This window comes from Serratia sp. BNK-23, assembly GCF_047456145.1.
Taxonomy (GTDB): Bacteria; Pseudomonadota; Gammaproteobacteria; order Enterobacterales; family Enterobacteriaceae; genus Serratia; species Serratia nematodiphila.
Window position 1 is genome coordinate 3,832,156 of sequence record NZ_CP179900.1, and the last position, 14,687, is coordinate 3,846,842.

The following is a 14,687-nucleotide window of genomic DNA, read 5'->3' on the forward strand; positions in this document are numbered from 1 at the left end:
GTGATTCTCCAAAGCGCATGACCCAGACGACGATTAAACGGCGATATTTCACCTAACGCCTTCACTCTAGACAGCGCATGGCAAATTTGATAGCAATTTTTTGGAAAATTTTTCCATAACAAGATCGTCCGCACATTTCACGATCGGAAGCCCATATTAATTGCTTGAAATCAATGAATTAAAAAAACACCTGATCCACGATCGACAAGAATAGGGCTGCGTATGCTCATCGCTATCCGGTGATTCTGTGACCGGGATCGTGGGGTTGGGCTTTGCCGCTGCCTATCGTGTCGCAACATCAGTAGATTCTTCTCACCGATAACCGAAAAGGCGGTGTCAGCCAAGGACCCCACATGCTGGATCACGAAACCATTCGTTCGTTTATCAAAGTTGCCGAGTGCCAAAGCTTCTCGCGCGCGGCAGAGTTGCTGCATAAAACCACCGCCACCATCAGCTACCGCATTAAAACGCTGGAAGAGAGCATCGGCACGCAGCTGTTTATCCGCACCACCCGCACCGTCAACCTGACGCCGGCCGGGGAGTATTTGCTGGAGCGCTGCCGCCAGTGGCACACCTGGCTGGACGCCATGCCGGGCGAACTGCGGCAAATCAACGATGGCGTAGAGCATCAGGTGAATATCGTGATCAACAACCTGCTGTACGACGCCGCCGCCGTAGCCGGGCTGTTGACTCACCTGCACGACAAATACCCGTTCACCCAATTCCACATTTCCCGCCAGGTGTACATGGGCGTGTGGGACGCGCTGCTGAATGAGGATTGCCATCTGGCGATCGGCGCGGCGGGCAATGAATCGCTGGAAAACAGCATCAAGGTGCTGCCGCTCGGCAAGATCGATTGGGTGTTCGCCATTTCGCCGACGCATCCGCTGGCCGTTGCCGCCGATCCGTTGAACGAAACGCAGCTGCGCCCTTATGCCGCAATCAACGTCGAAGATACCGCGCGCCATCTGGCCAAGCGTACCGCCTGGTTGCTGTCCGGCCAGCAGGAGATCAAGGTGCCGGATCTGCGCACCAAGCTGGAATGCCATCTGCGCGGTCTCGGGATCGGTTTCCTTCCGCGCCAGCTGTGCCAAACTTATCTTGATAGCGGCGAATTGGTGGCCAAGCAGCTCAGATATCCGCGCCAACCTTCACCCCTGTCGCTGGCCTGGTCCGATGCTCGCGGCGGCGAAGCGGTGCGCACCCTGATCAGCCTGTTCCAGACGCGGGATCCGTTAATCGCGGGTTTGGTCAGCGCCCTGGATTAAGTCGCGGTATCGGTAGGCATTTTTCCTGCGCTGGCGTAATATCTGTTTACATATGTCTGACAGGAGGTTTGCATGCTTACTTTTATTCCCATCGTGATCGTCGTCGCGCTGATTGTGGTGTTCGCCGGCGTCAAAATTGTGCCGCAGGGGTTCCAATGGACGGTAGAACGCTTCGGCCGCTACACCAAAACGCTGATGCCGGGCCTGAACCTGGTGGTGCCGTTCATGGACCGCATCGGCCGTAAAATCAATATGATGGAGCAGGTGCTGGACATCCCTTCGCAGGAAGTGATTTCCCGCGATAACGCCAACGTGGCCATCGATGCGGTGTGCTTTATCCAGGTGGTCGATCCGGCGCGCGCCGCCTACGAGGTCAGCAACCTCGAACAGGCGATCGTCAACCTGACCATGACCAACTTCCGCACCGTGCTCGGCTCGATGGAGCTGGACGAAATGCTGTCGCAGCGCGACAGCATCAACAGCCGCCTGCTGCACATCGTCGATGAAGCGACCAACCCTTGGGGGGTGAAGATCACCCGTATCGAGATCCGCGACGTGCGCCCACCGGCGGAACTGATCGCCTCGATGAACGCCCAGATGAAGGCCGAGCGAACCAAGCGCGCCGACATCCTGGAGGCGGAAGGGGTGCGCCAGGCGGCCATTCTGCGCGCCGAGGGTGAGAAACAATCGCAAATCCTGAAGGCCGAGGGCGAACGCCAGTCGGCGTTCCTGCAGGCGGAAGCGCGTGAGCGCGCCGCCGAGGCCGAGGCGCGCGCCACCCAGCTGGTGTCCGACGCCATCGCCAGCGGCAACATTCAGGCGGTGAACTACTTCGTGGCGCAGAAATACACCGACGCGCTGCAGAAGATCGGTTCCTCCAACAACAGCAAAGTGGTGATGATGCCGCTGGACGCCAGCAGCCTGCTCGGCTCGATCGGCGGCATTACCGAACTGCTGAAAGAAAGCAAAGGCAAATAATCATGCTCGAACTGATCGCGGCGAATCCGCTGTGGTTCTGGCTCTCCCTCGGGGGCGTGTTGCTGGCGGCGGAAATGCTCGGCGCCGGCGGCTACCTGCTGTGGAGCGGCGTGGCGGCGCTGTTGGTCGGCGCCTTGATCTGGCTGCTGCCGACGCTCACCTGGGAATGGCAAGGCGTGATCTTCGCCGTCCTGACCGTCGTCGTCGCCTACCTGTGGTGGTACTGGCTGCGCCGGCGCCCGGCGGCCGCGTCCGGCGGTTCACCGGTGCTCAACCAGCGCAACCGTCAGCTGATCGGCACCCGCGCCACGCTGACGGAGCCGATGCACAACGGCATGGGGCGCATCAATATCGGCGACAGCAGCTGGCGCGCGCAGGCGGCGGAAGATCTGCCCGCCGGCACCGAAGTGGAAGTGGTGGCGGTGGAAGGGGTCACACTGGTGATCCGCGCCATCAGCCGTTAATTCGAACGACAGCATCCCGCCAGATTATTGATGATGGGGCACTCGGCCCCCTCGTCGCCCGGACATTGTTCCGCCAGCGTCAACAGGCGTTGGCGCATTTCTCCCAGTTCGCTGATGTGCCTTTCGATCTCCGCCACCTTCTGCAGCGTGCGCGCCTTCACGTCGGCGCTGTGGCGGGCCGGATCGTTGAACAACGCCACCAGCTCACGGCACTCGTCCAGGTTGAAGCCCACCTGCCGCGCCTGGCGCAGCAGCGTCAGCTCTTCAACGTGCCTGGCGGAATAATGGCGATAACCGTTATCGCTGCGGATCGGTGCGGTAATCAGCGCTTTCTCTTCGTAAAAACGAATCGTCTTGCTGGTTAACCCGGTCTTTTTCGCGACGTCGCTAATATTCATTTTTTCCTCCGGAATGCTCCTGCTCACCTTCTATCTTAAGACGCTTTCCGCCACTCACCAAGCCTCAACGCCCTACCGTCGATAGCGATGAGAAACCGATAGCCACAGCCAAAAGATAGATACTTCACCTGCAAAGTATTCATCAAAAAACAATAGACAATCTAACCTATTAAAATTTGATCAAATTAAGATTTTTATTATATGTAAATTTTTGTGTATAAATAACACAAAATAAAACACAATTAAAACAACAAAATAAAAACACAAATTAACAAAATTGTAATAATAGACCACACAAATAAACATTTATTTACATTTGCCATTACTGCGCCTGTTTGAGTTTTGGCCACCTCCAAACTAGAAATATTAGCTAATTTAATCTCTCAACCCGATGGCGGAGTTCGTCATGGATTTTAACTTATCAAGCGAGCAGCAGGCTCTAAGCGAATCCGCTCAGCGTTTTGCCCGCGAGGTGCTGGATCAGGATGCGCATGATCGGCTTTCACGGCAGGTATTAAGCCTGGATTTGTGGCGACAAGCCGCCGCCTATGGTTTTACCCGAGCCCCCGTGACGACCGCGTTCGGCGGATTGGGCATGAGCGCGCTCGATACTGCGCTGATGATTGAAGCGCTGGGTAAAGGCAGCCGCGACATCGGCATGTCCTTTTCGCTCTGCGCCCATCTGTGCGCCTGCGTGATCCCGCTTTCCCGCTTCGGTTCCGAAGCATTAAAAACGCAGTATCTCGAAGCGTTGGCGGCCGGAAAACTGATCGCGGCGAATGCGGCGACGGAGCCGGACGCCGGTTCCGATATTTATGCCATGAAATCAACCGCTCAACCCTGTGAAGGCGGCTACCGGCTCAACGGAAACAAAATTTTCATCACCAACGCGCCGATTGCCGACATCTTCATCGTCTATGCGAAAACCCATCCCGAACATGGCTTTATGGGCGTGTCCGCATTTGTGCTCGAGAAAGGGATGCCAGGCTTAAACGTAGGCGCCGTCAGCCCGAAAGATTGCCTCTCCAACTGCCCGTGGAGCGAACTGACCTTCAACGACGTCTTCATTCCAGAGGCCCAACGGCTCGGCATGCCGGGCGCCGGCGGCGCCATCTTCCACGATTCAATGATCTGGGAAAAAGGCTGCCTGTCGGCTCTGTTTATCGGCGCAATGGAGCGCGTGTTCGACAGCGCGCTGGACTATGCCAAACAACGCCGACAATTCGGCAAAGCGATTGGCCAATTTCAGTCCGTCTCCAACCGCATCATCGAGATGAAACTGCGTCTGGAACAGTGTCGGCTAATGCTCTACCGCGCCTGTTGGAAACACGATCGGGGCCAGGATGCCGAGATCGACATCGCCATGAGCAAACTGTTGATTTCCGAATATGCCGTGCAGTCCGCGCTGGACGCGATTCAAATCTTCGGCGGAGCCGGCATGGATCAAGAACTCGGTCTGGTGCGCCACTTGCTGAACGTGATCCCCAGCCGGATCTTCTCCGGCACCAACGAGATACAAAAAGAAATTGTCGCCCGCAAGCTGGGTCTGCGGGGAGGCGCATGATGATCGTTCAACGCGTTTTTGCCGTGCTCTATATGTTGGCCGGCCTGGCGAAAGCCTTCCCTCAGTTGGAAAACGTCGCCGATATTCTGCAGCAGGCGGCCGTGGCGAACCAGGGCACCTGGTACGCCGGGGCGACGGCTTGGCTGGCGGCGCAGGGTACAGCGGTTAACGCGCTGATCGGCGTGGCGCTGTTTGCCTCCGGTGCGGTCTTGATGTTCAACCCGCGTTGGACGACATTGATCATCTACTGCCAGCTGCTGATGATGGCGGGATTTGTCACGATCCTGCACCGCGCCCAGCCGCAGGTCATATTGCTCGATGCGATTTTCGCGCTGGCGGCGCTGTACATGCTGCGGCAGCAACACCACCGCAAACCCAAGCCACGCACGTTCCCCACGCGCGACTTTTCCACGCCCACGCCGGCGTCAGCCGGCTCGGTAACCCCCACGCTGGACGGCGAGTATGACGTGGTGATCATCGGCGGCGGCGTCTCCGGTTTGGCCGCGGCCAGCGAACTGACCGAACGCCGGGTTCTGGTGCTGGAAAAAAGCGCTTCATTTGGCGGCAACGCGCGCTACCGCGCGGTGAATCGTCTGAAGTTTCCCATCGCCGGCGTCTGCTTCCAGGAGCCATTGCCGGGTTCGTTCATGTTGCAACTGCTGAAGAAAATCGGTCTGAGCGGCGCCTACAAGTCCAATGAAAAGGACACGCTGGTGTTTTTCGACACCTTCTTGCTGCTCCGATGCCTGGGTGAAGTCGTCGTTGGTTTTCTCAAACAGCCGGTCTACCTGCTGAAACCCGCCGTCTGGCGCCTGACGGGACAACTATTCCTGCATGCCTTGATCGGTAAACCTTATGTTATCGCGGCAAAACAGCTGGGCGATCCGATCTTTGCCGATCTGTACGCCTTCCTCGATACCTTCTCGCCGCGCGGCGAGCGGTACCCCAGCCTGCCCTGGACGCCGCAGAGCGCCTGGAGCAAGGCGAATATGGCGCTGCTCGACACTATCCCGCTGTACACTTATCTGTTCGAACCGCACAAACTGGATCAGATCCCGGCGGATCTGCGGCCACCGAGAAAATTCGGCAAGCTGGTAGAGAATGCCGTCAGCACCACGCTGCGCGTGGAATGTCTCGATATTCGCGAAGTCTCCGCCTATGTCGGATTGCACTTCCTGGTGGGGTATTTACGCGGCAATCTGGTCACGCTGCCGGGCGGTAACGGCAGCATCAGCGCCGGGCTGCTCGACTATCTTGAGGAGCAAAACAACGTCAGGCTGCAAAGCCGCGTACAGCTTCAAACCATCACGCCCGGCGGCGACGAAACGGTGATCCGGTTCAGCGTCAATGGCGCGGCCAGCGAAATCAGAGCCAAACAAGTGATCTGGGCAGCCCCCAAAACGCATGTGCCCACCTGGTTGCCCACCCTGCCCAAAGAGCAATTGGCGGCGATCCGTCAGATCCGCCATGAAGATTACTACTTGGCGAACGTGCTGTTGAAAAAACCGATCCTCGAACACTCGTTCGGCGGCTATCTGATCGAGCCGGAAAACACCCGCACACCTTACTATTGGAGCAAAGCCGGCACCTGCCTGATCGCCAATTGGATGGACAATCACCTCAGCGCGGAAACCGGGGTATTAACCCTGCTCAAACCGACCACTCGCCCAGAGCGGCAAGGTCGCACCGCGCAGAACGAGTTCCCGGCGCTGCAGCAACAGACCTATGTCGAAATCGCCAAAGTGCTGGGCAACATGGGCATTGACGCCGACATCATTGAAGACATTCAAATCTGGTTCTGGCCCGCGGGTCTGGTGACCTCGGTCGCCGGACAACAGGCTCAGGGCGTGTTTCACCAGGCCAGCATGCCGTTTGAGAATATTCACTTCGCCAATCAGGACAGCGTGGGCATCGGTAATATCGAAAGCGCGGTGTTAGCCGGGCTGAACGCCGCCAAAGCGGTGAGAGAACGCCTCGCAATGCCCGTTACGCCTGCGGAGGTGATGTCATGAATCCTACCCTGGTGGTTGAACTTTCCGGCGATAAAACGCTGGAACCCCATCGCCTGGGCGGCAAAGCCCATTCGTTGAATCATTTGATTCAGGCGGGCTTGCCGGTGCCGCCGGCGTTTTGCATCACCGCGCAGGCTTACCGGCAGTTTATCGAATTCGCCGTGCCGGGAGCGCTGCTCGACACGGGCGCGCCGGGCAACGTGCGCGATATGATTTTGAGCACCGCCATCCCCGCCCCGCTCGATCTGGCGATCCGTCACGCCTGCAAACAGTTGGGCGACGGCGCCTCGCTCGCCGTGCGCTCTTCGGCGCTGGAAGAAGACGGCCTGACCCACTCTTTCGCCGGGCAATACGACACTTACCTGCACGTGCGCGGGGATGACGAGGTGGTGCGCAAGGTGCAATCCTGCTGGGCGTCGCTCTGGGCGGAACGCGCCGCCCAGTATAGCCGGACATCGGCGGCGCAGAGCGATATCGCCGTCGTCTTGCAAATCATGGTGGATGCAGACGCCGCCGGCGTCATGTTTACCCAAGATCCGCTGACAGGCGATGCCAACCACATCGTCATCGACAGCTGCTGGGGACTGGGGGAAGGCGTGGTCTCCGGACAGGTCACCACCGACAGCTTCATTTTGGATAAGGCGAGCGGCGAGATCCGCGAGCGGCAAATTCGTCACAAACCGCACTATTGCCAACGCGATCCGCAGGGACAGGTCACGCTGCTGCAAACGCCTGAAGCCAGGCGAGACGCTCCCAGCCTAACCCCGGAACAGCTGCAACAGCTTGCCAGGCTGGCCAGGCAAACGCGGATGATTTACGGCGCGGAACTGGATATCGAATGGGCGGTGAAAGACGATCGCGTGTGGCTCCTGCAGGCGCGGCCGATCACCACGCAGGCCAAACCGGTTCAGATGCTTTACGCCAACCCGTGGGAAAGCGATCCGGCGATCAAGGAACGGGCCTTTTTCTCCCGAATGGACACCGGCGAGATCGTCACCGGCTTGATGACGCCGCTGGGGCTGTCGTTTTGCCAGTTCTACCAAAAGCATATTCATGGCCCGGCGATCAAAACCATGGGGCTGGCGGATATCGGCGATTGGCAGATTTATATGGGGTATTTGCAAGGCTACGTCTATCTGAATATCTCCGGATCGGCCTACATGCTCCGCCAATGCCCGCCCACCCGCGACGAAATGAAGTTCACGACCCGCTACGCCACCGCCGATATCGATTTCAGCGGGTACAAAAACCCCTATGGCCCCGGCGTACAGGGATGGGCCTATCTCAAGAGCGCCTGGCATTGGCTGAAACAGCAGAGGCATAACCTGCGCAGCGCCGGCGCGACCGTCGATGCCATGATCGCCCTGCGCCAGCGCGAGACGCGCCGCTTTCTGGCGCTGGATCTGACCACCATGACGCATCAGGAGCTGGAGCGGGAACTCAGCCGCATCGACGGTTACTTCCTCGACAGCTGCGCCGCCTATATGCCCTTCTTCCTTCAGTCGTTCGCGCTCTACGATGCGCTGGCGCTGACCTGCGAACGTTACCTCAAAGGCCGCGGCAACGGATTGCAAAATCGCATCAAGGCGTCGATGAACAACCTGCGCACCATCGAAGTCACGCTGGGCATTCTCAGCCTGGTGGAGACGGTCAATCGTCAACCGGCGTTGAAGGCCGTGTTCGAGCGACACAGCGCACAGGAACTGGTCACCGTCCTGCCCACCGATCCCGAATCGCGCGCCTTCTGGCAAAGCGACTTCAGCGCCTTCCTGTTCGAGTTCGGCGCCCGTGGCCGCCAGGAGTTCGAATTGAGTCTTCCGCGCTGGAACGACGATCCCAGCTACCTGCTGCAAGTGATGAAAATGTATCTGCAACATCCGGTGGATCTGCACACGAAACTGCGGGAAACAGAGCGGCTGCGCCATGAAGACAGCGCGACGCTGCTTAAAGCGATGCCCTGGTTTGGCCGGATGAAGCTGAAGTTCATCACCAAGCTGTATGGCGTGATGGCCGAACGCCGCGAAGCGACCCGGCCAACCTTCGTCACCGAAACCTGGTTCTACCGCCGCATCATGTTGGAAGTGCTGCGGCGCCTGGAGGCGCAAGGCCTGGTCAAACAGGCCGATCTGCCCTATGTGGACTTCGAGCGCTTCCGCGCGTTTATGGCGGGGGAACAGTCGGCGCAGGAGGCGTTCGCCGCCGATCTGATCGAGCGCAATCGCCACCAGCATCTGCTGAACCTGCATGCGGAAGAGCCGCCGATGGCGATCGTCGGGGGGTATCAGCCCAGGATGAAAGCCCCCACGGCGGAAAACGCCGCCGGCATGCTGTCCGGCCTGGCGGCCAGCCCCGGCAAAGTGGTGGCGAAGGCGCGCGTCATCACCGATCTGCTGGCGCAGGCCGGCGAGCTGCAGCCCAACGAAATCCTGGTGGCGCGCTTTACCGACGCCAGCTGGACCCCGCTCTTCGCGCTGGCGGCGGGCATCGTCACCGATATCGGCTCCGCGCTGTCCCACAGCTGCATCGTCGCACGCGAATTCGGCATCCCCGCGGCGGTCAATCTCAAGAACGCCACCCAGCTGATCAACAGCGGCGACACCTTGATTCTCGACGGCGACAGCGGGACGGTCATTATTCAACGCGGAGAACGTGCCGATGGCTAGTCAGCACCACATCCGGCGAAGGTAAACCATCCGCCTGAAAACAGCACAATTCAACGAAGGTGATGCGCGCGGCAACCGCCGCCTGCAGAGACCGTCGCGGGCTTTGTCGTGCCGAATTTGCCCGCCTGGCTGAAGCCGTCACTCCATTTTGGCTGCACAAGGAACTCATCATGACGACCCTGACAGGACAAGCAAGACTCACCAACTCCGCCGCCTACGAGCAAGTGTGGCAAGCGGAGCGCCAGGCCTGCCGCACCGACGCAGATCCCGACACTCTGACGGTCGGCGTGGTGGTGGTGACGCGCAACCCGGCGTTTTTCCAAACCGGGCTCAGCGTACTGAACGATATCCGCGATTATGTTTTCAACCGCGTGCATATCCAGTCCGAGATGCCGCTGAAACTGTTGGATCTGGCGGCGGACTCGCTTTATCAGGCCGCGCGCGAAAAGGCGCTGCACTTTCTCAAAGGCCAAAACAAGGCTATCAACGTTCGCATCATCCAATGCGCCAGCCTGGCCGAAGCCACCGGCAAGATCATCTATACCCATGCGCTGGAACAGCGTCCCGAATTTCATTTGGGCATGCTGTTCTACGATCAGACCACGCCGGCCGGCGTCGATGACAGCATCGAACAGATCGATCGCGATCTGGACGCCTTTTACAGCGCCTTGCAGCGCAGCGGCATTCCCGCGTTTTACACCACCTTCTCCACCGTTGCGTTCATTCGCCAGCTGCGATCGCCCTTCCGCTACCTGCCGCAGCAATACCGCGAAATCGTGCGCAGCGAAGATCCGGCGATCTTCCAAACCGAGCTGTTGTGCCTGTGGATGGACTTCTTCGAGATGAACTACACCAACCGCCGGGTCAAGCCGATCGGCGCGCTGGCGCTGCACAACACGCTGGGTGAGCAGTTGATTCAATTTTTCGAGCGTACCGCCGCCGAACGCTGGCTGGTGTCCTATTACACCGGGTCGATCATCTCCAATCTGATCGGCTATCTGGATCGGCATGCGGAGGCGCGCGGCGCGCTGATCCTGCGCGGCCCTAACGAACACGCCATCGCCTGCGGCGCCATGGCCAACTGGCAGCTGTATCGCATGCCGTTCCTCGGCGTAGTGACCTCCGGAATGATGGATGAATTCAAGGGGACGCTGGCCAACCTCAAGGAAACCGCCGCCCAGGGCATCATCGTCGCGGCGGAAAACCGCGGCAATCAATGGTACAGCTTCCAGGGAACGCTGACGCCGACGGAAGACATGCGTGAAGTGCTCGTCGCCCGCCGCATCCCGTTCGTTTATATCGATGACGTCGAAACGATCGGCACCGGTTTGACGGAAGCCTTCCGCCTTTATCATCAAGGCCAGGGGCCGGTGGTGATTCTGGCGACGCAAAACGTGCTGGAGTCGACCCTGTCGCTGGAGGGCGCCGTCTGCGATCCCTCGCCGATCCCGGTTCTGTCGGCGGACGATCCGCTGCCGATGAGCGAAAGCCTGGCCCAGGCGATAGCGCTGATCAACCGCGGGCCGGAACGGCTGGTGTGGCAGTTGGGCCCGGTCAGCGACGACGAATACGCCCTGATCCATGACATCGCCGACGCCGCCGGCATCGCCCTGGTGGACTCGTTGGCCCATCCAGGCTCGGCGCCGAAATATTATCAGGGTCGGCGCAATCCCCACTACCTGGGCACCCTGGCGATTTACGGCTACAGCCCGCGCGTCTACAACTTCCTGCACACCAACGACAAGCTCAACGCCATGAACGAGCAGAGCCTGTTTATGATCAAAAGCCGCGTCGCTCAGATCACCACCCCCTTCTCCGACGGCAGGCTGGAGCGCAAGGTTCACCTGGTGCAGCTTACGCACGATGAGCGCCATCTGTCGCCCTATGCCGATCTGCACCTGCACATGAACTGTCTGGCGTTCCTGCGCACGGTGAAAGCGCATCTCGACGTCGATCCGGCATTGCGGGAAAGACGCCGCGCGCTGATCGCCGCCTATCTCGATTCGCCTTCCGACGTGGTCAGCCAGCTTCCCAGTCTGCCCATGTCGGCCAACTACTTCTTCTGCCAGTTGAACCGAGTGATTGAAGAGCTGATCGAAACGGAGGGGTTCGATTTTACCGGCGTATATGACGTCGGCCGGTGCGGCATCTCCGCCGCGCGCAACGTCGCCAAAACGCGCCGCGGCTTTTCCGGCTGGTATGGCCGCGCCCTGATGGGCGACGCTCTGCTGGCCACCGGCTACCTGGCTTACACCAGCCCAAGCCACGTGATGGCGTTTATCGGCGACGGCGCTAAAGGGATCGTACCGGACATCCTGCCGGCTTTTATCGACAACATTCTTACCCATCCACAGTTGCTGAATAAAAGCATCACCGTCTTCTATTTATGCAACGGCGGGCTGTCCGTCATCAATACCTATCAGGAACGCATTCTGTTCAACCGCACCTCACGGCAAATGCGGTTGGTGAACGTCGAACAGCCGGACGTCGAACAAACGGTCAATAACTTCCATATCCAGAGCAAAACGCTTACGCATTTCGACGAAGACGTCATTCGCCAGGCGCTGACCACGCCGCACCGACTCAATCTGTTCTCCGTGGTGCTGGGGCACAACAATGAAGGCGACGGTATCTCGCTGGCCACCGCCAAAGGCTGGCAGCGCGATCCGAGCGACCACGACGCCCTGCAGGAGCGCAAAGCCTGGGCGGCCCAACAGCCCGAATCGACCAGCACCGCCTTCGACCAAGATCCTACACAGGAAGCCACCTCATGAAATTCGGATTCATCGCTCATCCCACCTCGCTGGGGTTGAAACGTTACGTCAAAATGCTCGATCTGCTGCAACGCAACTCGACCGAGCAGCACAGCGGCTATACGCGTGAACTGTGGGAACGACAAAACCTGGTTCCCTTTATGAACTTCGCCAGGATCACCTCGGCGACCGGCGCCACTTGCGAAGGGGTGATCAAATACATGCCGCTGGTGGCGGATGAAATGCTGGCCGACGCACGCGGTATCGCCGCCAGGGTGGTCCAAGGCATCGAAGAGCTGGCCGGCGATGGCGCCGAACTGGTCGGTCTCGGCGGTTTTACCTCTATCGTTGGGCGACGCGGCGAAGCCACTGCGGAAAAGTCGCCGGTGCCGGTCACCTCCGGCAACTCGCTGACCACCTACGCCGGCTACAAGGCCTTGATGCAGATCCAGTCCTGGCTGGAAATCCGCCCGGAGGAGGAACCCGTCGCCATCGTCGGCTATCCGGGATCGATCTGCCTGGCGCTAAGCCGTCTGCTGCTGGCGCACGGTTTCTCTCTCCATTTGCTGCACCGCGCCGGCAACCATGATCGCAGCGAACTGCTCAGCCATTTGCCCGAGGAGTATCACTCGCGCGTTACCCTGACCAGCGATCCCGAAGATCTCTACCCGCGCTGCAAACTGTTTGCCGCCGCGACCTCCGCCGGCGGCGTGATCGACCCCGCCAGACTGCAACCCGGCTCGATCTTCATCGACGTGGCGCTGCCGCGCGATATCGCTTCGGAAACGCGCCCGGCGCGGGATGACATTCTGATCATCGACGGCGGCTGCGTCACCGCCACCGATGCGGTCAAGTTGGGAGGAGAATCGCTCAACGTCACCATCAAGCAACAATTGAACGGCTGCATGGCGGAAACCATTGTGCTGGCGCTGGAAAACCGGCGGGAAAACTTTTCGCTGGGCCGCTATCTGGCGCCGGAAAAAGTGCTGGAGATCGGTGAAATCGCCGAGCGCCACGGGTTCTTCGCCTATCCGCTGGCCTCGTACGGCGAGCGCATCGATCGGCAGAGCGTGACCAATCTCAAGCGCTACTACCACCATGACATCTATGCCGTGGAATCGGCTGATGCGGCGTTGCCCGCATCGCGCCTGGCGTTTATCGACGCGGTCATCGCCCAAACGCCGGCCAGGGAAGACACCCTCGACCGCTATCATCAATACATCAACCCCATGATGGTGGACTTCCTCAAGTTGCAGCGCTGCGACAACGTTTTCCGCAGCGCCGCCGGCACCCAGTTGTATGACGATGCGGGCGAGGCTTTCCTGGACATGGTGGCGGGCTACGGGTGCCTAAACCTGGGCCACAACCCGCAGCCAGTGGTCAACGCGCTGAAAAACTACCTCGACGCTCAAGGCCCCAACTTCATTCAATACATTTCCATTCCCGAACAGACCGCCAAGCTGGCCGAAGTGCTCTGTCGTCTGGCGCCGGGCAACATGGGCCGGGTGTTCTTCAGCAACTCCGGCACCGAAGCCGTCGAGGCCGCGATGAAGATCGCCAAGGCCTCGACGGGCAAGCCGGGCATCGCCTATCTGCGCAACAGTTACCACGGTAAAACGCTGGGCGCGTTGTCCATCACCGGACGAGACAAACACCGCCGCTATTTCACACCGCTGCTGGACGCGATGGTGGAAGTGCCGTTCGGCGATCTCGCCGCGCTGCGGGAAACGCTGAACCGTGAAGACGTCGGCGCGCTGATGATCGAACCGATCCAGGGCGAAGGCGGCGTGCATATCCCGCCCGCCGGTTACCTGCAGGCGGTGCAGCAGCTCTGCCGCGAGACCGGCGTGCTGCTGATGGTGGACGAAGTGCAAACCGGGCTTGGGCGCACCGGCAAACTTTTCGCCTGCGAATGGGACGGTATCGAGCCGGACGTGCTGATGCTGTCGAAATCCCTGTCCGGCGGCCTGATCCCCATCGGCGCCACGCTGTGCCGAGCCGATCTTTGGCAAAAAGCCTATGGCACGGCGGATCGCTTCCTGGTGCACAGCTCCACCTACGGCGGCGGCAACCTCGCCTCGGTCGTCGCCCTCAGCGCGCTGCGCGAGATCCTGGCGCAGGATTTGGTCGGCCATGCCGAACGGATGGGCGCCTACTTTAAGCAGGCACTGAGCGAGATCGCCGCCCGCTATCCGTTCGTCAGCGAGGTGCGCGGCCGCGGCCTGATGCTGGGGATCCAGTTCGACCAGGCGTTCACCGGCGCGGTCAACGCCTCCGCCCGCGAATTCGCCACCCGGCTGCCGGGCGATTGGCACACCACCTGGAAATTCTTGCCCGATCCGGTGCAAGCCCATCTGCGGGCGGCGATGGATCGCATGGAACAGGCGCTCGGCGAAATGTTCTGCATGAAATTCGTCACCAAGCTGTGCCAGGACCACAAGATCCTGACCTTCATTACCGCCAACAGCTCGACGGTGATCCGTATTCAACCCCCGCTCATCATCAGCAAAGCCGAGATCGACCGTTTCGTCGGCGCCTTTGCCACGGTGTGCGAGGAACTCTCCACCTTTTTAGACTAGGGAGCCAG

General features: G+C 59.8%; 9 protein-coding genes. 8 read left to right on the forward strand and 1 reads right to left on the reverse strand.

Translation table 11 applies throughout. The features are described from left to right. Positions 1-353 precede the first annotated feature (353 nt). From allS to ACMGF9_RS18290, 3 genes are all read left to right on the forward strand, one after another. Positions 354-1,268, forward strand: a complete 915-nt coding sequence (gene allS / locus ACMGF9_RS18280) for an HTH-type transcriptional activator AllS (RefSeq protein ID WP_015376890.1) — start codon at positions 354-356, stop codon at positions 1,266-1,268. Between the two features lie 72 nt (positions 1,269-1,340). Beyond that, complete coding sequence (locus ACMGF9_RS18285; RefSeq protein ID WP_004940203.1) at positions 1,341-2,246, forward strand: SPFH domain-containing protein; 906 nt, start codon at positions 1,341-1,343, stop codon at positions 2,244-2,246. Positions 2,247-2,248: 2 nt separating this feature from the next. Continuing rightward, positions 2,249-2,710 (forward strand): NfeD family protein, encoded by a 462-nt coding sequence (locus tag ACMGF9_RS18290; RefSeq protein WP_015376889.1) that lies wholly within the window; start codon positions 2,249-2,251, stop codon positions 2,708-2,710. Here the strand turns inward: ACMGF9_RS18290 and cueR are convergent. Beyond that, positions 2,707-3,108: a Cu(I)-responsive transcriptional regulator gene (gene cueR, locus ACMGF9_RS18295; RefSeq protein ID WP_015376888.1), complete on the reverse strand. Its 402-nt coding sequence runs from the start codon at positions 3,106-3,108 to the stop codon at positions 2,707-2,709. The two genes, ACMGF9_RS18290 and cueR, sit on opposite strands and share 4 nt — an antisense overlap. Before the next feature lie 406 nt (positions 3,109-3,514). Here cueR and ACMGF9_RS18300 point away from each other — a divergent pair, with 406 nt between their 5' ends. From ACMGF9_RS18300 to ACMGF9_RS18320, 5 genes are all read left to right on the forward strand, one after another. Next, positions 3,515-4,672 (forward strand): acyl-CoA dehydrogenase family protein, encoded by a 1,158-nt coding sequence (locus ACMGF9_RS18300; protein WP_021504651.1) that lies wholly within the window; start codon positions 3,515-3,517, stop codon positions 4,670-4,672. Continuing rightward, complete coding sequence (locus ACMGF9_RS18305; RefSeq protein WP_226882939.1) at positions 4,669-6,684, forward strand: FAD-dependent oxidoreductase; 2,016 nt, start codon at positions 4,669-4,671, stop codon at positions 6,682-6,684. The genes ACMGF9_RS18300 and ACMGF9_RS18305 overlap by 4 nt, the downstream gene beginning before the upstream one ends. Beyond that, a complete protein-coding gene (locus ACMGF9_RS18310) occupies positions 6,681-9,347 on the forward strand; it encodes a PEP/pyruvate-binding domain-containing protein (protein ID WP_088381306.1) in 2,667 nt (888 codons plus the stop codon). Before ACMGF9_RS18305 ends, ACMGF9_RS18310 begins: the two co-directional genes overlap by 4 nt. A 170-nt stretch (positions 9,348-9,517) precedes the next feature. Then, the gene (locus ACMGF9_RS18315) at positions 9,518-12,121 is read left to right on the forward strand and encodes a hypothetical protein (RefSeq protein WP_015376884.1); all 2,604 of its coding nucleotides are present in this window, start codon (positions 9,518-9,520) and stop codon (positions 12,119-12,121) included. Continuing rightward, positions 12,118-14,679, forward strand: a complete 2,562-nt coding sequence (locus tag ACMGF9_RS18320; RefSeq protein WP_088381305.1) for an aminotransferase class III-fold pyridoxal phosphate-dependent enzyme — start codon at positions 12,118-12,120, stop codon at positions 14,677-14,679. The genes ACMGF9_RS18315 and ACMGF9_RS18320 overlap by 4 nt, the downstream gene beginning before the upstream one ends. The last annotated feature ends 8 nt before the right edge of the window (positions 14,680-14,687 follow it).